This is a genomic window from Pandoraea sp. E26 (assembly GCF_000681415.1).
Taxonomy (GTDB): domain Bacteria; phylum Pseudomonadota; class Gammaproteobacteria; order Burkholderiales; family Burkholderiaceae; genus Pandoraea; species Pandoraea pnomenusa.
In genome coordinates this window covers 122146-143622 of record NZ_AYXJ01000027.1, presented here as the reverse complement: position 1 = coordinate 143622, position 21477 = coordinate 122146, and the positions used below count along the sequence as shown (strand labels likewise).

18 protein-coding genes are annotated in these 21477 nt (G+C 64.1%); 4 read left to right on the top strand and 14 right to left on the bottom strand.

Going from position 1 to position 21477, the window contains the following annotated elements; translation table 11 throughout:
* Positions 1-213 precede the first annotated feature (213 nt).
* From aroA to gyrA, 6 genes are all read right to left on the bottom strand, one after another.
* Positions 214-1536, bottom strand: a complete 1323-nt coding sequence (gene aroA, locus W930_RS0117115) for a 3-phosphoshikimate 1-carboxyvinyltransferase (protein ID WP_023873453.1) — start codon at positions 1534-1536, stop codon at positions 214-216.
* Positions 1536-2408 (bottom strand): prephenate dehydrogenase/arogenate dehydrogenase family protein, encoded by an 873-nt coding sequence (locus tag W930_RS0117110; RefSeq protein ID WP_024788822.1) that lies wholly within the window; start codon positions 2406-2408, stop codon positions 1536-1538. Before W930_RS0117110 ends, aroA begins: the two co-directional genes overlap by 1 nt.
* Before the next feature lie 17 nt (positions 2409-2425).
* Complete coding sequence (gene pheA, locus W930_RS0117105) at positions 2426-3508, bottom strand: prephenate dehydratase (protein ID WP_023873451.1); 1083 nt, start codon at positions 3506-3508, stop codon at positions 2426-2428.
* Between the two features lie 111 nt (positions 3509-3619).
* Entirely contained in the window at positions 3620-4732 is a 1113-nt protein-coding gene (serC, locus tag W930_RS0117100) for a 3-phosphoserine/phosphohydroxythreonine transaminase (RefSeq protein WP_023873449.1), read from the bottom strand.
* A 382-nt stretch (positions 4733-5114) separates the two neighbouring features.
* Positions 5115-5702 carry a DUF2059 domain-containing protein gene (locus tag W930_RS0117095; RefSeq protein WP_023597154.1) on the bottom strand — a complete coding sequence of 196 codons (588 nt, stop codon included), beginning with the start codon at positions 5700-5702 and terminating at the stop codon, positions 5115-5117.
* Positions 5703-5843: 141 nt separating this feature from the next.
* Entirely contained in the window at positions 5844-8465 is a 2622-nt protein-coding gene (gene gyrA / locus W930_RS0117090; protein WP_023597155.1) for a DNA gyrase subunit A, read from the bottom strand.
* Positions 8466-8875: 410 nt separating this feature from the next.
* Between gyrA and ompA the strand changes: the two genes are divergently transcribed.
* Positions 8876-9541: an outer membrane protein OmpA gene (ompA, locus tag W930_RS0117085; RefSeq protein WP_023597156.1), complete on the top strand. Its 666-nt coding sequence runs from the start codon at positions 8876-8878 to the stop codon at positions 9539-9541.
* 223 nt (positions 9542-9764) lie between these two features.
* Here ompA and W930_RS29245 read toward each other — a convergent pair whose 3' ends face one another.
* Complete coding sequence (locus W930_RS29245) at positions 9765-10553, bottom strand: hypothetical protein (RefSeq protein ID WP_023597157.1); 789 nt, start codon at positions 10551-10553, stop codon at positions 9765-9767.
* Positions 10554-10766: 213 nt separating this feature from the next.
* Here W930_RS29245 and W930_RS0117075 point away from each other — a divergent pair, with 213 nt between their 5' ends.
* The gene (locus tag W930_RS0117075) at positions 10767-11237 is read left to right on the top strand and encodes an EVE domain-containing protein (protein ID WP_023873447.1); all 471 of its coding nucleotides are present in this window, start codon (positions 10767-10769) and stop codon (positions 11235-11237) included.
* 181 nt (positions 11238-11418) lie between these two features.
* On the top strand, positions 11419-12126 hold the full coding sequence (locus W930_RS0117070; RefSeq protein ID WP_023873446.1) for an SIMPL domain-containing protein: 708 nt from the start codon (positions 11419-11421) through the stop codon (positions 12124-12126).
* Positions 12127-12298: 172 nt separating this feature from the next.
* Here W930_RS0117070 and W930_RS0117065 read toward each other — a convergent pair whose 3' ends face one another.
* The 6 genes from W930_RS0117065 to dctP form a co-directional block, all read right to left on the bottom strand.
* Entirely contained in the window at positions 12299-13831 is a 1533-nt protein-coding gene (locus W930_RS0117065; protein WP_023597160.1) for a malonyl-CoA synthase, read from the bottom strand.
* Positions 13832-13930: 99 nt separating this feature from the next.
* On the bottom strand, positions 13931-14731 hold the full coding sequence (locus tag W930_RS0117060) for an enoyl-CoA hydratase/isomerase family protein (protein WP_080685303.1): 801 nt from the start codon (positions 14729-14731) through the stop codon (positions 13931-13933).
* A 33-nt stretch (positions 14732-14764) separates the two neighbouring features.
* Positions 14765-16252 (bottom strand): malonyl-CoA decarboxylase domain-containing protein, encoded by a 1488-nt coding sequence (locus tag W930_RS0117055; RefSeq protein ID WP_051399331.1) that lies wholly within the window; start codon positions 16250-16252, stop codon positions 14765-14767.
* Between the two features lie 116 nt (positions 16253-16368).
* The gene (locus W930_RS0117050; RefSeq protein WP_023597163.1) at positions 16369-17712 is read right to left on the bottom strand and encodes a TRAP transporter large permease; all 1344 of its coding nucleotides are present in this window, start codon (positions 17710-17712) and stop codon (positions 16369-16371) included.
* Entirely contained in the window at positions 17709-18317 is a 609-nt protein-coding gene (locus tag W930_RS0117045) for a TRAP transporter small permease (RefSeq protein WP_023873443.1), read from the bottom strand. The genes W930_RS0117050 and W930_RS0117045 overlap by 4 nt, the downstream gene beginning before the upstream one ends.
* On the bottom strand, positions 18314-19360 hold the full coding sequence (gene dctP / locus W930_RS0117040) for a TRAP transporter substrate-binding protein DctP (RefSeq protein ID WP_031627368.1): 1047 nt from the start codon (positions 19358-19360) through the stop codon (positions 18314-18316). The genes W930_RS0117045 and dctP overlap by 4 nt, the downstream gene beginning before the upstream one ends.
* Before the next feature lie 339 nt (positions 19361-19699).
* Between dctP and W930_RS0117035 the strand changes: the two genes are divergently transcribed.
* Positions 19700-20371 (top strand): GntR family transcriptional regulator, encoded by a 672-nt coding sequence (locus tag W930_RS0117035; protein ID WP_023597166.1) that lies wholly within the window; start codon positions 19700-19702, stop codon positions 20369-20371.
* Positions 20372-20475: 104 nt separating this feature from the next.
* Here the strand turns inward: W930_RS0117035 and lgt are convergent, their stop codons facing one another.
* The gene (gene lgt, locus W930_RS0117030) at positions 20476-21366 is read right to left on the bottom strand and encodes a prolipoprotein diacylglyceryl transferase (protein ID WP_023597167.1); all 891 of its coding nucleotides are present in this window, start codon (positions 21364-21366) and stop codon (positions 20476-20478) included.
* Positions 21367-21477 lie beyond the last annotated feature (111 nt).

Below are 21477 nucleotides of genomic sequence, written 5' to 3'. Positions count from 1 at the left end.
CTTGCGCCGAATCACGCCCAACCACGCCGAATCGCGACGCATCACGAAGCACCGCGACGAACCGGATCAAACCGCGGCGCGGCCGCGCGCCGCCGGGCGGCACCCGGATGTCGAGAGCCTCGCGGGAGGCCTCCGGATGCGGCGCGTTTGTGGCGCGTTTGTGGCGCGTTTGTGGCGCGTTTGTGGCGCGCTTCCGACCCGATTACGACGCGATTACGACGCGATCCGAACGAACTCGGCGAAATACGTCGGGAACGTCTTGCCCACGCACTTCGGGTCGTTGATCGTCACCGGCACACCGCCCAAGCTCACGAGCGAGAAGCACATGGCCATGCGGTGATCGTCATACGTATCGATGGCGGCGTTCGGCGTCAACGCGGCGGGAGGGGTCACCCGCAGATAATCGGCGCCCTCTTCCACCGTCGCGCCGACCTTGCGCAGCTCCGTGGCCATTGCCGTGAGACGATCCGTCTCCTTGACACGCCAGCTTGCGATGTTGCGCAGCGTGGTCGTGCCATCGGCAAACAACGCCGCGACCGCAATCGTCATCGCCGCGTCGGGGATGTGATTGAAGTCCATGTCGAGCGCACGCAGCTTGCCGCTGGGCGTGTCGATGCCGTTCACTTCGATGGCATCGTCGTGCAACGTCACGCGCGCCCCCATCGCCTCCAGGGCTTCGACGAAACGCACGTCGCCCTGAATGCTGTCGCGCCCCACACCCTGCACACGCACCGGCCCGCCGCCAATGGCGCCGGCCGCAAGAAAATACGATGCCGACGAGGCGTCGCCCTCGACGCGGAGGTCTCCCGGACTGCGATACTTCGCGCCGTCCGCTCCCGCCGCCGGGAGCGTGAAGCGCGACCAGCCATCCTGCCGGACATCGATCCCGAAGCGCCGCAGCAACCGCAGGGTGATGTCGATGTATGGCCTGGAGATGAGTTCGCCCTCGACTTCCACGACGATCTCACCCGATGCCGAAGCCAGCAGCGGCAACGTAAGCAGCAGTGCCGTCAGGAACTGGCTCGAGACGTCGCCCCGCACGCGAATCGGCGATTGCGGCGCGTGCACGTCGGCAGGCCTGATATGCAACGGCGGATAACCGGCATTGCCGAGGTAATCGATCCGCGCGCCCAGTTGACGCAGGCCGTCGACCAGATCGCCGATCGGCCGCTCGTGCATCCGTGCCACGCCCGACACTTCGTAGTCGCCATGACTCAGCGAGAGCGCCGCCGTGAGCGGGCGAATCGCCGTCCCCGCATTGCCCATGAACAGCTTCGCGGCCTTGACGGGAAACGCGCCGCCACATCCCTCGACGATGAAGTCACGCGAATCGCCCACCTGCGTGCACTTGACACCGAGCGCGGCGAGCGCATCGAGCATCACCTGCGTGTCGTCGGACGCGAGCAGCTCCCGCACGCGAGTCGTGCCCCGCGAAAGCGCGGCGAGCAACAGCACGCGGTTCGAGATGCTTTTCGAGCCGGGCAAGCGAAGCGTGCCTTCGGCGTGGCCGTAAGGGCCGAGATCGAGCGTTTCCATTACTTTTCCTGTTGCCTGGCCCAGTCCGTGCGCGCCTGGCTGGCGCGCGCGAATACGGCCTCGAGACCGGCGCCGTCGCCGGCATCGATCAATTGTCGCAGCGAGCCGAGCGTGGCGAGGTAACCGTCGAGTTCGGCCAGCAACGCATCACGATTGGCCACGCAGATATCGCGCCACATTTCGGGGTTCGACGCCGCGATGCGGGTGAAGTCGCGAAAGCCTCCGCCCGCGAAGCCGAACTTCAACGACGCATCGGGTGCGTCGAGAATCTGGGCGATCAACGCATACGAGAGGACGTGTGGCAAATGACTGACCGAAGCGAACACGTGATCGTGCTGTGTTTCGGACATCTCCGATACGCGTGCGCCAGTCGTCTCCCACATGCCCCGGATACGCGCCACGTCCTCGCTGCGGTTGCCCGGTTGCGGGCAAAGCACCACGCGGCGATCCCGGTACAGATCCACCGTCGCGGCCTCGACGCCAGATCGCTCCGCGCCGGCAATCGGATGACCGGGCACGAAACGCCAGGCGTCATCCCCGAGCGCCGCACTTGCGGCAGCCACGGCGTCCGACTTGGTACTTCCGGCGTCGGTGACAATCGTATTTCCGCCGAGACAGGGCCGAATGGCGCTCAGCAGCGCGGGCGTTTGCGCCACCGGCGCCGCGAGCACCACGACATCGGCGCCTGTCACGGCAGCCGCCATCGACGTGGCCGCACGATCGATCACGCCAAGCTCGCACGCCCGCCGAAGCGACGCCTCACTGCGCCCGACGCCGATCACTTCCTTCACGGCGCCTTCCGCCTTCAGCGCTCGCGCCAGCGAGCCGCCGATCAGGCCCACGCCACAGATGACGAGTTTGTTCAGGACCATCGTCCCGTCCCCGCCGCTCATGCGGAGCGCGGGTAAGACCCGAGCACCTTGCAATACGCCGCATTCTGACGCAGCGATTCGAGCGCCTTGGCGACATTCGGATCGTCGCGATGCCCTTCGAAGTCGATGTAGAAGTAGTACTCCCACGCGCCGCTCTTGGCGGGACGCGACTCGAAACGCGTCATCGACACACCGTTGTTCGCGAGGGGCTCGAGCAATGCCACCACGGCGCCAGCACGATTGGGCACGGACAGAATGAGCGAGGTCTGGTCCCGCCCGCTCGGGGCAGGGTCCTGCGTACCGACGACCACGAAGCGGGTGCGATTGTGCGGATCGTCCTGCACATGCGAAAACGCGATTTGCAGTCCGTACTGGGTGGCGGCGGATTCGCCGGCAATCGCGGCGACGCTCGGATCCGCGGCGGCCATGCGGGCCGCCTCCGCGTTGCTCGACACGGCCTGACGCTCCAACCGCGGAAAATGTGCTGTCAACCAGTGCTGGCATTGCGCGAGCGACTGCGCGTGCGAGCAGATCCGGGTCACGCCGTCGAGCGTCCCGGATTGCGACATCAGGTTGTGATGGATTGGCAGCGCCACTTCGCCACTGATCGTCAGCGGGCTTTGCAGCAGCAGATCGAGCGTGCGCGACACCACACCCTCGGTCGAATTCTCGACGGGCACTACCCCAAAGTCCGCGCTGCCGGCCTCGACCGCACGAAACACCTCGTCGAGCGACGGGCACGGCAGGCCCTTCACACTCTGACCGAAATAAGAGAAGGCCGCCTGCTCGCTGTAAGTGCCGGCCGGCCCCAGATAGGCAACGGTCAGCACCTTCTCCAGCGCACGGCTGGCCGACATGATTTCGCGCCAGATCGAAGCAAGATTGTCGCCGTACAACGGCCCGTCGTTGGCTTGCTGCAAGCGCGAAATTACCTGCAGTTCGCGCTCGGGCCGAAACACCGGCGCGCCAAAACGCTTCTTGACCTCACCCACTTCCAGGGCGACGGCCGCACGTTGATTGAGCAGCTTCAGGAGCTGCGCGTCGATGGCATCGATTTTCTCGCGCAAGGGGCGCAGCGATGCGTTCAGATCTTCATCCATGGAGCGTATTGTCTTCTTGCGATGGGACATGGTCGGACGGCTCCCGGTGCGGAGTCCCGCAGGACGTTCAAAGCATGGAAAGCATTCGAATGCACCGGTCTCGCGTCCTCGTCAGCCGTGACTGCGCTCGAATTCACGCAGATAGTCGACCAGCGCCCGGACGCCGTCGAGCGGCATCGCGTTGTAGATCGAGGCGCGCATACCCCCCACGGACTTGTGGCCCTTGAGTTGCAGCAGCCCGCGCTCGCGAGCGCCGGCCAGGAAGGTCTCGTTCAATGCGTCGTCGTGCAGGAAAAACGGCACATTCATGCGCGAGCGGCAGTCCGGCGCCACCGGCGTGCGGTAAAAGTCGCTGCCGTCGAGAAAGCCGTACAGAAGCTCGGCCTTCGCCTTGTTCTGCGCTTCCATGGCGGCCAGCCCGCCTTGGCGCTTGAGCCACTGGAACACCAGACCCGCGATATAGATCGCGTAGGTCGGCGGCGTGTTGAACATCGAGTCGTTCTCGGCCACGATCTTCCAGTCGAACGCACTCGGCGTGAACGGCAATGCCCGCCCGAGCAGGTCGTCGCGCACAATGACCACGGTCAGGCCCGACGGCCCGATATTCTTCTGCGCACCGCCATACATCACGCCGAACTTCGACACGTCCATCGGGCGCGACAGAATGTGCGACGAAACATCCGCGACGAGCGGCACGTCGGCCAGCCCCGCGGTCGCCAGATCCGGTGTCCAGAAATACTCCACGCCGTGAATGGTCTCGTTCGTGCAGATGTGGACGTAGGCCGGATCCTTCGAAAGTCGCCACTCGTCCATGCCCGGCAAGCGTGTGAAGTGCTCCGCCTCGGTGCTCGCGGCGATATTGACGTCGCAATACTTGCGCGCCTCCTTCTGCGACTTCACCGACCAGGAGCCGGTCACGACATAGTCCGCCGTCTGGCGCTGCGCCGCGCGCGCGCCGCCGAGCAGATTCATCGGGATGATCGCGTTCTCGGCGAGCGCCCCGCCCTGCATGAAAAGAATGCGGTAGTTGTCGGGCACCGCGAGCAGTTCGCGCAGATTGGCTTGCGCGTCGGCCAGGATGCTCATGAACTCACGGCCGCGATGGCTCATTTCCATCACACCCATGCCGGCCCCGTGCCAATCGAGCATCTCTTCGGCTGCCTGGGTCAGCACCTCGGCAGGGAGCGCCGCCGGACCGGCGGAAAAGTTGAAAGCGCGCGTCATGATCGTTTTGCAGCAGTAAAAGTGAAACGCAAGCCGGCGGACATTGACCCGTGCGGCTTGCGTTTCACGTCTGACGATGGACCGCGGCGGTTCGGTCGCGAGTGGCCCCGCCAAACGATAGCCCGGGATGACCCGGCGACGGTTCGACGACGCTCTGAAGCCTGAGAAATGACCGAAAGGCGTATAAAAAGCGGCGGCAAGGCCCAACTATACCGCCAGTTGGGCACGACGTGCGGGTGTCAACCGCAAATCCGGCGTCGGATGACGGAAATCTGGAAAATTCCGAGAGGAATCTGCCGTTTTACCCCATCAAAGCAAAATGGCCGTTTGCGATCGCTCGCAAACGGCCATGATCGGTCGAATCCCGCGGGACCCGCCGACGTTACTTCTTGGCCGGACCCTTCGGTGCCGACTTGGCGGCCGCGGCGATCTCGGCGTCAGCTTGCTTGCTGGTCGCGTCGATCGATTGCGGCATGTACTTCTGCATCAGACCGCCAACGACTTCCTGGCCGACCTGGTCTTGCACCTTGATGTACTTCTGGCCGACCGGGCTCTTGTAGAACGCCGTCAGACCCTTGATTTCCTCGGTGGTGTAGAACTTGCCGTAAGCGTTGTACTGCGCTTGCACGGCGTCGTTCTTGAAGCTGTCCGAAGTGAAGACCTTGCCTGCACCGTCGACGAGCTTCTGAACCGAATTCTGTTGCAGCGTCGGCACGATGGCCTGCTTCTGCGCATCGGACAGCGTCTTGTTCTCGACCAGTTGACGCTCGAGCACTTGCGGCGCAAGTTGCTTCGCCTGCTGCTGCGCGCCTTCGCCGATGGCGGTCACGAGCTTGGACGAATCGATGGCGTCGAGCAGTTCCTTGATGGCTGCCTTCTTGTCAGCGTCGAGCGGGGCGCTCTGCTGAGCCATTGCCATTGCCGGTGCTGCCAGCAGCAGCCACATCCACTTCTTGACGTTGTGTTGCATAGTAATAGTCACTCCAAAGTTCGCCGGCTATCACCGACGATAAATAGATGCATCCTCGCCTGGGCACTTCACTGCATCGGGCCAGATTCTACTGACTTTTCGGGGCAATGCACCCGTAGCTTACATCGAGTTACGCCCGTATTACTCCGTGACATCCGCCTCGGGCGTCTCGTCGTCGCCGTGCGCGTCGCCATTTTCGGCCACTTCGGCGTCGGACTCGACGATCCGCTGCAAGCCCGACAGCGTCGTGCCTTCGTCCAGGCTGATCAGCGTCACCCCCTGCGTCGCGCGGCCCATTTCGCGAATTTCCGACACACGCGTACGGATCAGCACGCCGCCCGTCGTGATCAGCATGATCTCGTCATCCGGCTCGACCAGCGTCGCCGCGACCACCCGGCCGTTACGCTCGCTCGTCTGGATCGCAATCATACCCTTAGTGCCACGGCCGTGGCGGGTATATTCCGTGATCGACGTGCGCTTGCCGTAACCGTTCACGGTCGCCGTGAGCACCGACTGCTGCTCGTTCTCGGCGACCAGCAGCGCGATGACGTTCTGGCCTTCTTCCAGTTGCATACCGCGAACGCCGCGCGCCTCGCGCCCCATCGGACGCACATCGTTCTCGTCGAAGCGAACCGCCTTGCCGGCGTCGGAGAACAGCATCACGTCGTGAGCGCCATCGGTGATGGCCGCGCCGATCAGCACGTCGCCGTCATCGAGATTCACAGCGATGATGCCCTTCTTTAGCGGACGGCTGAAGGCCGCCAGCGGCGTCTTCTTGACCGTGCCCAAGCTCGTTGCCATGAACACGAAGCGATCTTCGGTGTACTCCTTGACCGGCAGCACCACGTTGATCTTCTCGCCTTCCTGCAACGGGAACATATTGACGATCGGACGGCCACGCGAGTTCCGCGAACCCTGCGGCACTTCGTATACCTTGATCCAGTACACGCGGCCGCGGTTCGAGAAGCACAGGATCGTGTCGTGCGTGTTGGCGATGAACAGCGTGTCGATCCAGTCGTCGTCCTTCGTGGCGGCCGCCTGCTTGCCGCGACCGCCGCGCTTCTGCGCCCGGTACTCGGACAGCGGCATCGACTTGATGTAACCGGAGTGCGACAGCGTCACGACCATGTCCTGCGGCGTGATGAGGTCTTCCGTATCCAGTTCGGTCGCGTTGTGCTCGATGGTCGAGCGACGGGCGTCGCCGAACTCGGCGCGCACCGAGGTCAGCTCTTCGCTGATGATCGTCGTCACGCGGATGGGACGCGCCAGGATGTCGAGCAGGTCGGCGATCTGGGCCATCACTTCCTTGTACTCGGAGACGATCTTGTCCTGCTCGAGGCCGGTCAGGCGCTGCAGACGCATTTGGAGAATTTCCTGCGCCTGCGTCTCCGACAGCCGATACAGGCCATCGGCCTGCATGCCGACGTCGGCGTCGAGCCCCTCGGGGCGATAAGCGGCACGACCGCCCTGGGTTTCGCTTTCGGCGCGCGCAAGCATTTCGCGCACCACCGACGAATCCCAAGACTTTTCCATCAGCGCGGACTTCGCGATCGGCGGCGTAGGCGCGGCCTTGATGATCGCGATGAAGTCGTCGATGTTCGCGAGCGCGACCGCCAGCCCCTCGAGCACATGGCCGCGCTCACGCGCGCGACGCAGTTCGTATACGGTGCGGCGAGTAATCACTTCGCGGCGGTGCGCAAGGAAGTGCACCAGCATCTCGCGCAGGTTCAGCAGCTTGGGCTGGCCGTCGACCAGCGCCACCATGTTCATGCCGAACGTGTCCTGCAGTTGCGTGTGCTTGTAGAGATTGTTCAGCACCACCTCGGGCACTTCGCCGCGCTTGAGCTCGATCACCACGCGCATGCCGCTCTTGTCGGACTCGTCGCGAATGTCGGAGATGCCCTCGAGACGCTTCTCGTTGACCAGTTCCGCAATACGCTCGAGCAGTGAGCGCTTGTTCACCTGATACGGCAGCTCGTCGACGATGATCGCCACGCGCTGACCGCGATCGATATCCTCGAAGTGAGTCTTCGCTCGCATCACCACACGGCCACGACCGGTGCGGTAGCCTTCACGCACCCCGGAAATGCCGTAGATGATGCCGGCCGTCGGGAAGTCCGGCGCCGGAATGATCTCGATCAGTTCGTCGACGGTGGCATCCGGATGCTTCAACAGATGCAGGCACCCCTCGACCACTTCGTTGAGGTTGTGCGGCGGAATGTTGGTGGCCATGCCCACCGCGATCCCCGACGAGCCGTTGAGCAGCAGGTTCGGGATGCGGGCGGGCAGGATCAGGGGCTCCTTCTCGCTGCCGTCGTAGTTCGGACCGAAGTCGACCGTTTCCTTGTCGATGTCCGCGAGCAACTCATGACCGATCTTGGCCATGCGCACTTCGGTGTAGCGCATGGCGGCGGCGTTGTCGCCGTCGACCGAACCGAAGTTGCCCTGGCCGTCGACGAGCATGTAACGCAGCGAGAATGGCTGAGCCATCCGCACGATGGTGTCGTATACGGAAGCGTCGCCGTGCGGGTGGTACTTACCGATGACGTCACCGACGATACGCGCCGATTTCTTGTACGCCCGGTTCCAGTCGTTGTTCAACTCATGCATGGCGAACAGCGCGCGGCGGTGCACGGGCTTGAGGCCGTCGCGCACGTCCGGCAAGGCGCGGCCGACGATCACGCTCATGGCGTAATCGAGGTACGACCGCCGCATTTCTTCTTCGAGCGAAATCGGGAGAGTTTCTTTGGCGAACTGATCCATTATTCTCGTCTATCAAACTCTAATCGCGATAGGCGGCTGCCGGCGATATGATCCCGTGATTCTAACATGCCCGTCATGGGCATCCGAATCGGGCGTGATGCGACGCACAAGAGATCTGCGGCACACCAAAACGACGAACATCGACGAGAAATGAAACGGTTGGCGAGGGGCCTCAAAAGGTGTTGCGCTCAAACCACAACTGCGCCACGACGGGCGGCAAACTTGGGGTTTTACTCGCGGGCGGCGGAACCGCTATGGCAAAATGCCGTGGCATAAGTTAGACATTATTCGAAGTGCATGGGCCACGCTTTCGCGCGCTTGCCGATGTTATACTTCGAGCGATGTAAGACTTTGGTTCTGTCGTCTAGGCTCGCAGTAAACCTGCGGAATCTCATTTCGAGAGGAGAAATATGAATAAATTCGCTAAGCTCGCGATCGTTGCAGCTACCGCAGTGATGGCTGCTTCGGCCATGGCTCAAAACTACGTCGGAACGGTTTCGGGTCCGGTCGCGGCCTCGAAGCAAGCTGTCAACGACAACTGGGTGAACGGCAGCGGCGAGTGGGTTTGGAAGAACGGTTCGGACGAGCTCTGCTGGCGCGATGCCTACTGGACCCCGGCCACGGCCAACGCCAAGTGCGACGGCTCGATCATCGCCCAGGCTCCGGCCCCGGCACCGGCACCGACCCCGGTCGCTCCGGTCTCGCAAAAGGTCACGTACCAGGCTGACGCCCTGTTCGACTTCGACAAGGCCATCCTGAAGCCGGCCGGCAAGCAGAAGCTGGACGACCTGGCCAGCAAGATTCAGGCGCTGAACCTGGAAGTTGTGGTTGCTACGGGCCACACCGACCGTATCGGTACCGACAAGTACAACGACCGTCTGTCGATGCGTCGTGCGCAAGCTGTCAAGGCATACCTGGTCAGCAAGGGCGTCGAAGCCAACCGCGTCTACACGGAAGGCAAGGGCAAGCGTAACCCGGTCACCACGGGTTGCAACCAGAAGAACCGCAAGGCCCTCATCGAATGCCTCGCGCCGGATCGTCGCGTGGAAGTCGAAGTCGTCGGCACGAACAAGTAATACGGTTCGCCGACTACGAAAAAACCCCGCCAAGGCGGGGTTTTTTTCGTCTGCGCCTCTCGCTTCGGCCTTGCCGCGCCGCGGCGTGAGCGCTTTCCACCGGGCCAAAGCGCAAATCGACGGCGTGCAGCGAGATCGACGCCAGGCACCCGCCCCGTCAATCTCGCGACGCCTTTCGACGCCTCTCGACGCCTTTCGACGCCTTTGCCCCCTCGATCCGCCGTCAGGCCTCGCTGCCGAGCTGAGGATACTGACGCCGCACCATGAACGCCATGAGCGCCTTGACCGGACGATCCCGCCACCATGAGCCGGTCTCGAGCGGTTTGAACATCATGCGCGTCGCGGCCTCCACCGGCATGTACTGCTTCATGACGTCGCCGGACATCTCCAGGAATGTCTCCCACGTCAGCGTCTCGAACGGCGGGTCAGTGCGCCAGAAACGATTGAGCGGCTCGAAGGCGAAGGCGATGTCCTCATCTCGCACGAGTTCGCTGCGTGCCACCATGGTGCGCAACCGGCTGATCACCCCATGCTGTTCCACGGCGTTGTACCGGTCGAACGTCTTGCGGAAGTAGCGGTAGTGGCCCACCTCCTCGGTGCTCAGCTTGTGCATCATTCGCTTGAGTTCCTCGACCGGCATGTAGGATTCGAGGCATCGATAGATCATGGCGGTCTGCGTCTCCGTGACGCACCTCGACAATGCCTCCAGTGCCAGCGACGGCCGCATGTACTGCACGTCGCACCGCGGCTTGTAGCGCGCCATGAAGGCATCGTAGGCATTCTCCCAATCGAACTCGGGCCAGACGCGCGCGATGTAATCCTTGGCGAGGCGCCCGTGCTCGACTTCCTCCGGTAGCCAGGTATCTCGCAGCCATGCGGTCACTTCAGCGTCGTCGCCGTACATCTGGTTCAGGGTGGAGACGAATTCGGGAACGCTGGTCTCGATGAACGACACCGTGGCGAGGGAGTAGAAGATAAATGCGTTGTTTCGAACAGACGGCTCTGCTGCCATGACACACTCTCCTATCGGCGTAGGGGGTTGAGCGCAGGCGCGACGAACGGCATGCCATTCGCCACATGAAACGTCACACGAAGATCACAAAGGCATAGTATAGGAATTGGCCTAATATCGCAGCGCGGCAAATCATTGATGACAAATGCACGGCCTTCGGGCACGTTTGCGCGATGTTTGTTCCCGTTGCGCCCACTTACTCATCAAAAAGACATGACGCAACGTTACTGGTTGATGAAGTCGGAACCCGAAGAGGCAAGCATCGACGACCTCGCCAACGCCCGGAATCAGACCCTGCCATGGACCGGCGTGCGCAATTACCAGGCGCGCAATTTCATGCGGGACGACATGCGCGTCGGCGACGGCGTGCTCTTCTATCACTCGAGCTGTGCCGTGCCCGGCATCGCCGGCCTGGCAACGGTGGCCTCGACACCGTATCCCGACCCCACGCAGTTCGACCCCAAGAGCCCCTACTTCGATCCCAAGTCGACGCCAGAATCACCGCGCTGGCTGCTCGTCGACGTCAAGCTCGATCGCAAGACGCGACTGGTGCCGCTCACGGAAATGCGCCAGACGCCCGAACTCGACGGCATGCTGGTCCTCGCCCGTGGCAATCGCCTCTCGATCACACCGGTGTCGCCGGCCCATTGGAAATTTATCAGCAGGCACTTACTTAGCGCGTGACGCGGGAGGAGGGAACCAAAATTGCTGCGATAGCGTCTCTATAACGTCATCGACATACGCATAGCACGTAATCAGGTGCGGTGCCGTACGTTTTGCGCACCTCGTATCGCGAATGCCGTCGACGACCGGTCAAACGTTCGCCGCCAAGACGCGAACTCACATACGAAAAAGGACAATACCTATGCGCAAATCTCTCGCCGCAGCGCTTCTGATCGCGACCGCCGCCAATGTGGCCTACGCTCAATCGGGTGACGACATGAACCGTCAGGTCTCGGGTGTACTGGGTCTCGAAGCACACGCCACGAAGGAAGTCGAACAGGACACCGTTCACATCACGATGTCGGCGCAGGAACAGGGGCCCGACGCGGCCACCGTCTCGCGCAATCTCACGCAGAAGGCCAACAGCGCGATGTCGATCGCCAAGAGTCAGAGCGGCGTGCAGGTGCAGACCGGCAACGTATCCCTCTATCCGACGACGAACCGCGACGGCAAGATCACCGCGTGGCGCGGGCGTACCGAATTGCAAATGACGTCGAAGGATTTCGGCGCCGCGTCGCGTCTGGCCAGCCAGATTTCCACGCAGATGCAAATGGACGGCGTGTCGTTCTCGCTCTCACGCGAAGCGCAGGAGAAGACGCAGGCCGAGCTGACCAACCAGGCGATCCAGGCGTTCCGCGATCAGGCGCAGAGCAACACCAAGGCCTTCGGCTACAGCAGCTACACGATCCGTCAGGTGCAGGTCGGGGCGAACGCACCGGTCATGCCGCGTCCGTATGCGATGAAGGCCATGGCGATGAGCGCCAGTGCCGACGCCGCGCCGCCGATGCAACTCGAAGGCGGCAAGACGCAGGTCACCGTGACCGTGTCGGGCACCGTGCAGATGCGCTGAGTCCGCAGCGCGACGACGAGGCGACGTCCGCTCGCGGGACGCTGCCAACAAAAAACCGCCCTGTGCTCCAGGGCGGTTTTTTTGTGCCGGACGCCGCCACCACGTCGCGCCACACATCGTTGCAGGCAGCACAACGTGTTAGCGCCGACCGGGGCACCGTGCCGCAACGCGCTTACTTGAACTGCTCGCGCAGCAGATTCTTCTGCACCTTCCCCATCGTATTGCGCGGCAACTCGCTGACGAAATGAACGCGCTTGGGCACCTTGAAGTTGGCGATGCGCTGCTTGAGCGCATCGATGACGGTACGCTCGTCGGGCGTTGGCTCACCGGCGCGCGGCACGATCACGGCCACCACGGCCTCGCCGAAGTCGGGATGCGGCACACCGATCACGGCCGACTCCGCCACGCCGGCCATCTCGTCGATGAATCCCTCGATCTCTTTCGGATACACGTTGTAGCCACCGGAGATGATGAGATCCTTCGAGCGGCCGACGATGTGCACGTAGCCGTCCTCGTCGACCTTGCCGACGTCGCCGGTCTTGAAGAACCCGTCTTGCGTGAATTCCTCCGCGGTCTTCTCCGGCATGCGCCAGTACCCGGCGAACACGTTCGGCCCCTTGACCTGGATGTGGCCGATCTCGCCTTGCGCGATCGGCGCACCGTCGTCGCCGACGATGCGCACCGTCACCTCCGGCAGCGGCACCCCGACGGTCCCCGCGCGACGCACGCTTGCCGGATCGCCGTGATAGGGGTTCGACACAAGCATCACCGTCTCCGACATGCCGTAGCGCTCTAGGATGGTGTGCCCCGTTCGCTCGCGGAACGCTTCGAACGTCTCGCGCAGCAGCGGTGCGGAACCGGAAATGAACAGGCGAATGTTGCGACACACGTCGCGATCGAGTCCGGGCTCGGCGAGCAGGCGCACGTAGAACGTCGGCACCCCCATGAAGACCGTGGCACGCGGGAGCTGACGCAGCACCTCGCGGGCGTCGAACTTCGTCAGCCAGATCATCTTGCTGCCGGAGTAAAGCGCCGCATGGCTCGCAACGAACAGTCCGTGCACGTGGAAGATGGGCAGTGCGTGCAGCAGCACGTCGCCGCCTTCGCGCTCGCCCCAGCCCCAGAACCGGTGCAACACGCGCGTATTGCTCGCGAGGTTGCCGTGCGAGAGCATCGCGCCCTTGCTGCGCCCCGTGGTCCCCGAGGTGTAGAGGATGGCGGCGAGATCGTCGGGCGAGCGCGGCACGGTGTCGAACGTGTCGCCGAACCAGGCCGCGCGCTCGAGCAGCGAGCCGGTGCGATCGTCGCCCAGCGTGAAGACGTGCCTTGCGCCGTTGGTGAACGCGATCTTCGAGACCCAGCCGAAATTCGCCGGGCTGCACACGACCACATCCGGCTCCGCGTTGCCGACGAAGTAGCTGATCTCGCTTTCCCGATAGGCCGTGTTCAGCGGCAGGTAGACGAGGCCGGCGCGCAGCGTGGCGAGGTACAGCAACAAGGCCTCGGGCGACTTCTCGACCTGCACGGCAACGCGCGCGCCCGGCGCGAGATCGAGGCTCGCGAGCAGATTGGCGATCCGTGCGCTCGCGTGCTCGATGTCGTCCCAGCTGTAATACAGCCCTTCGGGTGTTTCGATCGCGCATGCCGATCTGTCGGCGGGAAAACGTTCGGCGAAGCGTCGATAGAGGTTGGCGTCTTGCGTCATAAGGAGAACTGGAGAATAGCCTGGGTGAAAGCCGGGGGTGATCCCCCCTGAAAAAGCCAATGAAAAGGAAACACGGGATCGAGTCGCACCGGGCCCCGCCTATCGCCCCTGGAAATCGGGCGGACGTTTTTCGAGGAAGGCGGCGACACCTTCACGGTGATCGTGCGAGTCCCAATACGAGAACGCCTGCTGCCATTCGGCTTCGGACAATGGCGGCACGGGCGGCGACAATCGCGCGATGAGCCATTTGTTCAATTGCGCGGCGAGCGGCGCCCCGGCGACAAGGCGCCGGGCGCTGGCATAGGCCGCTTCCTCGACGGCGTCGTCGGCCACCACCCGCGTGAGCAAGCCCTTCTCGCGGGCTTCCGCGGCATCAAACACACGCCCTTCGAGCAAAATCTCCAGCGCCGCCGCGCGTCCGGCAAGCGCCAGCACACCGCGCAGTTCGCCAGGGGCCATCGGAAAGCCGAGCTTGTTGATCGGCACGCCGAATCGTGCGCCCTGCCCGGCAATGCGCAGATCGCAGTGTGTTGCGATCTCGAGCCCGCCGCCCACGCAAACGCCCTCGATCAGCGCCACGCTCGGATGCCGGCAGCGCGCCAGCGCATCGAGCGTGGGCCCGATGATCTCGCCGTGGTAACGCCGCAGCGTGTCGTAGCTGCCGCGCTCCGCGGGGAATTCCTCGATATCGGCGCCGGCGGCGAAGTTGCCCTGCGCGCCGCGAATCACGATGGCCCGCACTCGCGCATCGTCGTCCAGCGCCTGCACCTGCGCGCGCAACGCGCGCCACATCGCGACCGAAATCGCATTGAGCTTGCCGGGATTCGACAGCGTGAGCGTAACCCACCCCTTGTCCAGCGAACTGTCGTCGCGCAGCACTTCACTCACGGGAGTCTCCATTGCGCCGATGCCGGCATCGATAAGTCGTCATGATCAAAGCAAACGGGCGACGGCGCGCCCGAGCGCGGGCTCGCCGTCGATCAGGCGCTGCAGATTGGCGTCGAGCTCGTCGGGCTCGTAGAGATAATTGACCATCATGCCGCACGATTGCTTCGCGCCCTTCCTGGACAGGTCGGCGTGCCAATTGATACGTTCGACGCGCGCGCCGTTGCCCAGGTGGAAGCGGGCGACCGGATCGCGCGGCAGCCCGCGCACCTGCTCGCGCGCGAGATAGTGCGCCGCCAGCGATTCCCCCAGCGTGCGCTGTAGCGCCTGCCCGCCCTTTCGTTCGGGCGTCGATTGCAGCCACGCCATCAGTTGCGCGCCCGTGATGTCGCCGGCCAGCGCGTCGTCCTGCGCGAGCAGCTTGCATCGTTTCGGGCCGAGCACCTGCGCGAGCGCCGATGCATTCAGTTGCCGGAGCCAGTCGTTGAACCCCGGGATCGGCGAGAGCGTGGCGAAGTTGCGCAACTTTGGGAAGTCCACCTGCAGTTCGTCGATCACGCGCTTGAGCAGGAAATTGCCGAAGCTCACGCCGCGCAGTCCCGGCTGGGTGTTCGAGATCGAATAGAAGATGGCCCAGCGAATCCGTCGCAGGTCCTCGAGCGGTGCCTTTTCGTCGAGCAGCGAATGCACGTCGGCCGCCATGTCGGGCACGAAGGCCACTTCCACGAAAATCAGCGGCTCGCGCGGCATGCGCGGGTGGAAGAACGCGTAGCAGCGGCGATCCGAGTCGAGTCGGTTGCGCAAATCGGCCCACGACGAAATCTCGTGCACCGCCTCGTAGCGCATGAGCTTTTCCAGCAGCGACGCGGGCGAATCCCACGTGATCGGATGCAGCTCCAGCAGGCCGACGTCGAACCACGTCGAAAAGAGACTTCCCAGATCCTCTTCGAGCGAAGCCAGTCCGGGCAATGCCGCCCGGTGGCGAAGCATGTCCGCGCGCCAGCGCACGAGAAAGGGCAGGCCGTCCGGCAAGGCGTTGAAGCGCTTGAGGAAACGCACTCGGGCACTGCCCAGCGCCCCCGCCAGCCCACCGGCGGTGCGTTTGACGCTCGCGCCCTCGCCCTCCTTGGCGCCGTCCCTGCTTGCGTCGGCGCCGGCATGTCCGTCGTTCGCGCAAATGTCGGCAACGACGCCGAGCAGCGCCAGTTTCTCCTCGGGCGAGGCGGCGTCGTAGCGCGTCATGAAGTCGCGCGCAGCCTCGTTCGCGGCCGAGTCGGTCAGACGTGCCGAGAGGCACTGCGACAGCTGACGCCGCAGCGCATTTTCCGCTCGCGGCGAAAGTCTGGCCGCGTCGATCTTGCCGTCCTTGCCGTCTTTCGGGCCACCGCCTTGTCCGCCGGACTTGCCGCCGCGTCCGAACCATTGGCCCAGCCGCTCGCCCAGCGAGGGCTTGGGCGACGGCACTGGCGCGCTCACCTCCGACACGCTCTCGGGCGACGTGCGGCCCGGGGCGGACGACGGCGCCGACGACGCCATGGCCCCGGCAGCGCCCGACGAAGCCGGCGCGGACAAGGCCGACGTAGCGAATACAGCGGACATGGCAGACATCAGCGGCGCATCCTTCATGACGTTTCCTCACATGGCAAGACACTTCACCCCATCAGCTGATCGGGAAGCCACAGCGACAGACCGGGCATCAGACAGATGAGAACGACGGCAAGCACCATCAGCACCACGAACGGAAGCACCCCCCAGACGATGTCTCGCAAGGCGATATCGGGCGCCGTGTTCTTGATGACGAATATGTTGAGCCCCACGGGCGGATGGATCAACCCCAGTTCCATCACGATCGTCATGACCACGCCGAACCACACGAGGTCGAAGCCGGCGTCGCGCAGCGGGGGCAGGATGATCGGTGCGGTCATGAGGATGATGCTCACCGGCGGCAGGAAGAAGCCGAGCACCACGACCATCAGCAAAATCGCCGTAAGCAGCACCCAGCGCGACAGATGCAGTCCCACGATCCACTGCGCCGCGGACTGGCTGATGTGCAGATAGCTCATCACGTAGGAGTAGAGCAGCGACATGCCAATGATGAACATGAGCATGGTCGACTCGCGCAGCGTGCCGGTCAGGATCGGTGCGATCTGGCGCGGCGTCCACATCCGGTAGATCACCGCGATGAGGGCGAGCGCGAGCAGGCCGCCAAGTCCGGCCGTCTCCGACGGCGTGGCATAGCCGCCGTACAGTGCCGCCATCACCCCGATGAGCAGCGTGACGAACGGCAGCACGCGCGGCAGCAGCGCCAGCTTCTCGCGCAGGGTTGCCGGCGGCTCGGCGGGAAACGGCGACGGCGTGCCATCGCGCGCGAGCGCCGCCTGCGCCGCTCCGTACTCGCGCCGGTAGCGCCACGCCGCGTAACAGGAGAACAACCCCACGAGCAGCAGCGCGGGGACGATCCCCGCGAGGAACAGGCGGCCCAGCGACTGCTCCGCGGCCACGGCGTACAGGATCATCGTGATCGACGGGGGCAGCAGAATGCCCAGCGTGCCGCCCGCGGCGATGATCCCGGCGGCAAAGCCCGGCGAGTAGCCGCGCTGGCGCATCTCCGGAATGCCCGCGCTGCCGATCGCCGAACATGTCGCAGGACTCGAGCCCGCCATGGCCGCGAACAACCCGCAGGCGAACACGTTGGCAATGCCCAGCCCCCCGGGAATTCGACGCATCCACGCGTGCAGCGCGAGATACAGATCCTGTCCGGCACGCGACTTGCCGATGGCCGCTCCCTTCAGGATGAACAGCGGGATCGACAGCAGCGTGATGCTGGCCATCTCCTCGTAGACGTTCTGCGTGATCGTGTCGAGCGAAGACGCGGGCATGAACCCGAACATGAACGCCACGGCGACCGCCCCGAGGGCGAACGCAATGGGCATGCCGGAGAACATGACGACCAGCGTGGCGCCCCCGTACAGCAATCCGATACCGAGCTCGCTCATGCATGGCCTCCCGTCCGATCCTTCGTTGGCGCGGCGGCGTCCACGCCATGCGCGCGCCCCCCGTCATGCCGGCCCAGCTCGCATGCGCCGATGGCCACCTGCAACAGCAACTGCACCGAGAGCAGGCTCATGCCGAAGGCCATCAACCCGTAGGGAATCGACAGCGGCGGCCCCCACGTCGAACTGCTCGTCTGGCCGTCGACATAGGCCTCCCAGAACAGCGTCCAGGATTTCCACGCGAAAAAGGCGCAAAAGGCGAAGGTGACGATGTCCACCACCCAGCGCCGCACGCGATTCACGCGCGCCGAGAGCAGCGTGGTGATCGCCTCGATGCCGATGTGTCCTCGCAGATGCTGCACGTGAGCGGCGGAAACGAAGGTCGCCCCCACCAGCAGGAAAACCGCGGCTTCGTCCTGCCAGTCGGTGGCGAGCTTGAGCACATGGCGGGCGAACACGCTGTAGCTCAGCACCAGCGCGGCCCCCACGAGCGCCACCATGCACACGGCCATCAGCAAACGGCTCACGCCCTGGAGCCAGGCGTCGAGCCGCCGCAGCATGCGCGTGCGCGCCACCGCAGGTTCCGCGCTCACGGCAGCCCCGCTCATGCAGGCACCTTCTTGGCGAGGTCGAGCAGCTTCGCGCAGGTGTCCGACTTGCTCGCGTAATCCTTCCACGCGGTGCGCTCGGCAATCTCGCGCCACTTCATTACCGTGGCCTCGTCGAGGTCATAGACCTTGGCGCCGGCCTTCGTGTAGACGCTGGCGATCTGCGCATCGTCCGCCTTGGCGGCCTGCGTGCCGAACGCCTCGAGCTCCGCGCCCACTTGCAGGATCACCTGCTGCTGGTCCTTGGGCAGCTTGTCGAAGACCTGCTTGGACATGAGCAGCGGCTCGAGCATGAACCAGTACGACTTGTTGCGCCCCGTGGTCAGGTGCTTCGAGACCTCTTCCAGACGGAACGACATCAGACTCGTCGACGACGTCATCGCCGCATCCATCGCGCCCGTCTGCATGGCCGCGTAGAGTTCGTTGGACGGCAACGAAATGACGGCCGCCCCCGCCTCCTTGAGCATCATGTCCATCTCGCGGCTGCCGCCGCGCACCTTGAGCCCCTTGGCGTCATCGGGCGTCACAAGCGGCCTGGCCCGGCTGGCCACGCCGCCCGCCTGCCAGACCCAGCTCACGATCACCACGTTCTTCTCGGCGAGCACATTGGTCAGCACCTTGCCGATCTCGCCGTTGCGCCAGGCGGCGCCCTGCGCGTACGAGGTCACCAGACCAGGCATCAAACCGATGTTGAGCTCGCGAACCTCGCCTCCCGCATAGGGCAGCGGGTAGAGCGAAAGATCGAGCGCGCCACGCCGCAGCGCGGAGAACTGCGCGTTGGTCTTCATGAGCGAGCTGCCCGGATAGATCTGGAATTTCAGCGCGCCGTTGGTGCGCTTCTCGACTTCCTGCGCGAACTTGCGGCACAGCCGGTCGCGGAAGTCACCTTCCGTGAGCGTGCCGCCGGGGAATTGATGGGAAATCTTGAGCGGGCCGGACTGCGCGAATGCACTGCCCCACGGACCGGCCATCGCGCCGGTCGCCAGCGCCGAAGCGGCACCGAGCATGAGTTGCCGCCGAAGCGGGGAATGGTTTGTCTCCATGGCGTCTCCTGTCACTTGTGTCAGTGATGAACCGGCGAAGCCAGGTGCTGACATCTCCCGACGCGAGTCGCAAAACCCGCCCCGGGTGCATCACCGGCCCACCGGCACTGCATGTACGGATGACTGCTTGTTTTTCTGACGTTTCGAGGGCGCGAGTTGCCGCTCTCGGAATGAAATCGTATAGTTAAACGAAAATCGTGTATACAAATTGGCCGATTAAAAAATACATTTTTCGCGTAAACCCCGATCTTCAAGCCGAGGCGCGCGCGTTACTTTGACAGCCATGCATTCCATGTCTCCCCTATCGACGGGGCCGAATCCGGACCGAGCGAGAGCGTCATGACGGTAAAACCGAAGCGATCCGAAGCGCTGCGACAGGCGATCGAGGAGAAGATTGCCGTGGGCGAGTACCCCCCCGGCATGCGCCTCGACGAAGTCGAACTCGCCACCGCGTTCGGCGTGTCGCGCACCCCCCTGCGCGAAGCGCTGATTCAGTTGGCGTCGTCAGGCGTGATCGAGATCCGGCCTCGCCGGGGTGCGGTTGTCGCCCAGATCGACCCGCAGCGGCTGTGCGAGATGTTCGAGGTGATGGCGGAACTCGAGTCGATGTGCGGACGGCTCGCCGCGCGCCGCATCACCGATGAGGAACTCGCCGAGCTGCGCGCCACGCACGAGGCCAGCCGCGCGGCCGCCGAGGCGCGCGACATCGACACCTATTACGAGGTCAATGCGCACTTCCATGCGCTCATCTATCAGGCAAGCCACAACGCCTATCTGCAGGAAACGGCATTGCAACTGCACCGGCGTCTGCGCGTCTACCGTCGCCTGCAGCTTCGCGTGCGCGATCGGCCACACCAGTCCTTCTCCGAACACGACGCCGTGTTTCGTGCCATCGAAGCGGGCGACGCCGACGCCGCGTCCGAGCATCTGCGTGGGCACGTCACCGTGCAGGGCGAACGATTCGCGGATCTGATGGCCTCGTTGCGCGCCCTGGAGCGCAAGGCGAGTTAGCGCCCGGCGGGGTGCCGACGTCGTGTCATGCACGCAAAGCAAAGGGCCGCCGGAGCGAAACTCCGGCGGCCCTTGGTTCGTGTTCGATGCCCGACGGGGGCGTGTCAGGCGGGCGACCCCACCGGACGGCGGCGGTACGACCACACCAGCATGGCGATGCCCGCCACGATCATCGGCATCGACAGCCACTGTCCCATCGACAGGCCGAACGAGAGCAGACCAAGGAAGGCATCCGGCTCACGCGTGAATTCGGCGAGGAAACGGAACGTCCCGTAGCCGACGAGGAACATGCCCGAGACCGCACCGATCGGACGCGCACGACGCGCGAAGATCCACAGCAGCAGGAACAGCGCCACGCCTTCGAGCGCGAACTCGAACAACTGCGAGGGATAGCGAGGCAGGCCGTGGAACTGGGCGAACACGGTGGCCATGGCCTGATCGGCCATCGCCTGCGGATGCGCGAACACCCACTGGGCGTCTTCCGCGGCGGCTTGCGGGAACAGCATGGCGAAGCGCGAGTCGGGCGACGTCACGCGGCCCCACAGCTCGCCATTGATGAAGTTGCCCAGACGGCCGGCGGCGAGGCCGAGCGGAATCATCGGCGCGATGAGATCGGTGCCCGCGAGCAGCGATTGACCGCGACGGCGCGTGAACAGCCACATCGCGACGAGTACGCCGAGAAAGCCACCGTGAAACGACATGCCGCCTTCCCACACCCTGAAGATGTCGAGCGGATTCGCCAGATAGAACGCCGGCTTGTAGAAGAACACATAGCCCAGCCGTCCGCCAAGAATGACGCCGAGTACGCCGTAGAACAGCATGTCGTCGAGATCCTGCGCCTTCCAGCCTTGCGCGGCAATGGAAGGCTGGCGCACGCGCAGCCGGCCCACGAGCAGGAAAAGGATGAAGCCGACCAGATACATCAGGCCGTACCAGCGGATGGCGAGCGGGCCGAGATGAATCGCGACCGGGTCGAATTGAGGATGAATCAGCATGGATCAGAAGAATCGATTCGTGAACAAAAGTTCCGCCTGACGACGAACGGGCGGCGCGTCGTCTGTTACGACATATTGTCGAGCGCGCATGAAGCGCCGGCGCCCGCGAGC

Bases quoted from the DNA above. Each gene is read 5' to 3' on its own strand.
- lgt (WP_023597167.1), bottom strand. From the start codon at position 21,366: ATGCTGATTCATCCTCAATTCGACCCGGTCGCGATTCATCTCGGCCCG.
- ompA (WP_023597156.1), top strand. From the start codon at position 8,876: ATGAATAAATTCGCTAAGCTCGCGATCGTTGCAGCTACCGCAGTGATG.
- W930_RS0117095 (WP_023597154.1), bottom strand. From the start codon at position 5,702: ATGCAACACAACGTCAAGAAGTGGATGTGGCTGCTGCTGGCAGCACCG.
- aroA (WP_023873453.1), bottom strand. From the start codon at position 1,536: ATGGAAACGCTCGATCTCGGCCCTTACGGCCACGCCGAAGGCACGCTT.
- pheA (WP_023873451.1), bottom strand. From the start codon at position 3,508: ATGGATGAAGATCTGAACGCATCGCTGCGCCCCTTGCGCGAGAAAATC.
- W930_RS0117075 (WP_023873447.1), top strand. From the start codon at position 10,767: ATGACGCAACGTTACTGGTTGATGAAGTCGGAACCCGAAGAGGCAAGC.
- serC (WP_023873449.1), bottom strand. From the start codon at position 4,732: ATGACGCGCGCTTTCAACTTTTCCGCCGGTCCGGCGGCGCTCCCTGCC.
- W930_RS0117055 (WP_051399331.1), bottom strand. From the start codon at position 16,252: ATGGCGTCGTCGGCGCCGTCGTCCGCCCCGGGCCGCACGTCGCCCGAG.
- W930_RS0117065 (WP_023597160.1), bottom strand. From the start codon at position 13,831: ATGACGCAAGACGCCAACCTCTATCGACGCTTCGCCGAACGTTTTCCC.
- W930_RS0117045 (WP_023873443.1), bottom strand. From the start codon at position 18,317: ATGAGCGGGGCTGCCGTGAGCGCGGAACCTGCGGTGGCGCGCACGCGC.
- dctP (WP_031627368.1), bottom strand. From the start codon at position 19,360: ATGGAGACAAACCATTCCCCGCTTCGGCGGCAACTCATGCTCGGTGCC.
- W930_RS0117050 (WP_023597163.1), bottom strand. From the start codon at position 17,712: ATGAGCGAGCTCGGTATCGGATTGCTGTACGGGGGCGCCACGCTGGTC.
- W930_RS0117060 (WP_080685303.1), bottom strand. From the start codon at position 14,731: ATGGAGACTCCCGTGAGTGAAGTGCTGCGCGACGACAGTTCGCTGGAC.
- gyrA (WP_023597155.1), bottom strand. From the start codon at position 8,465: ATGGATCAGTTCGCCAAAGAAACTCTCCCGATTTCGCTCGAAGAAGAA.
- W930_RS29245 (WP_023597157.1), bottom strand. From the start codon at position 10,553: ATGGCAGCAGAGCCGTCTGTTCGAAACAACGCATTTATCTTCTACTCC.
- W930_RS0117110 (WP_024788822.1), bottom strand. From the start codon at position 2,408: ATGGTCCTGAACAAACTCGTCATCTGTGGCGTGGGCCTGATCGGCGGC.
- W930_RS0117035 (WP_023597166.1), top strand. From the start codon at position 19,700: ATGACGGTAAAACCGAAGCGATCCGAAGCGCTGCGACAGGCGATCGAG.
- W930_RS0117070 (WP_023873446.1), top strand. From the start codon at position 11,419: ATGCGCAAATCTCTCGCCGCAGCGCTTCTGATCGCGACCGCCGCCAAT.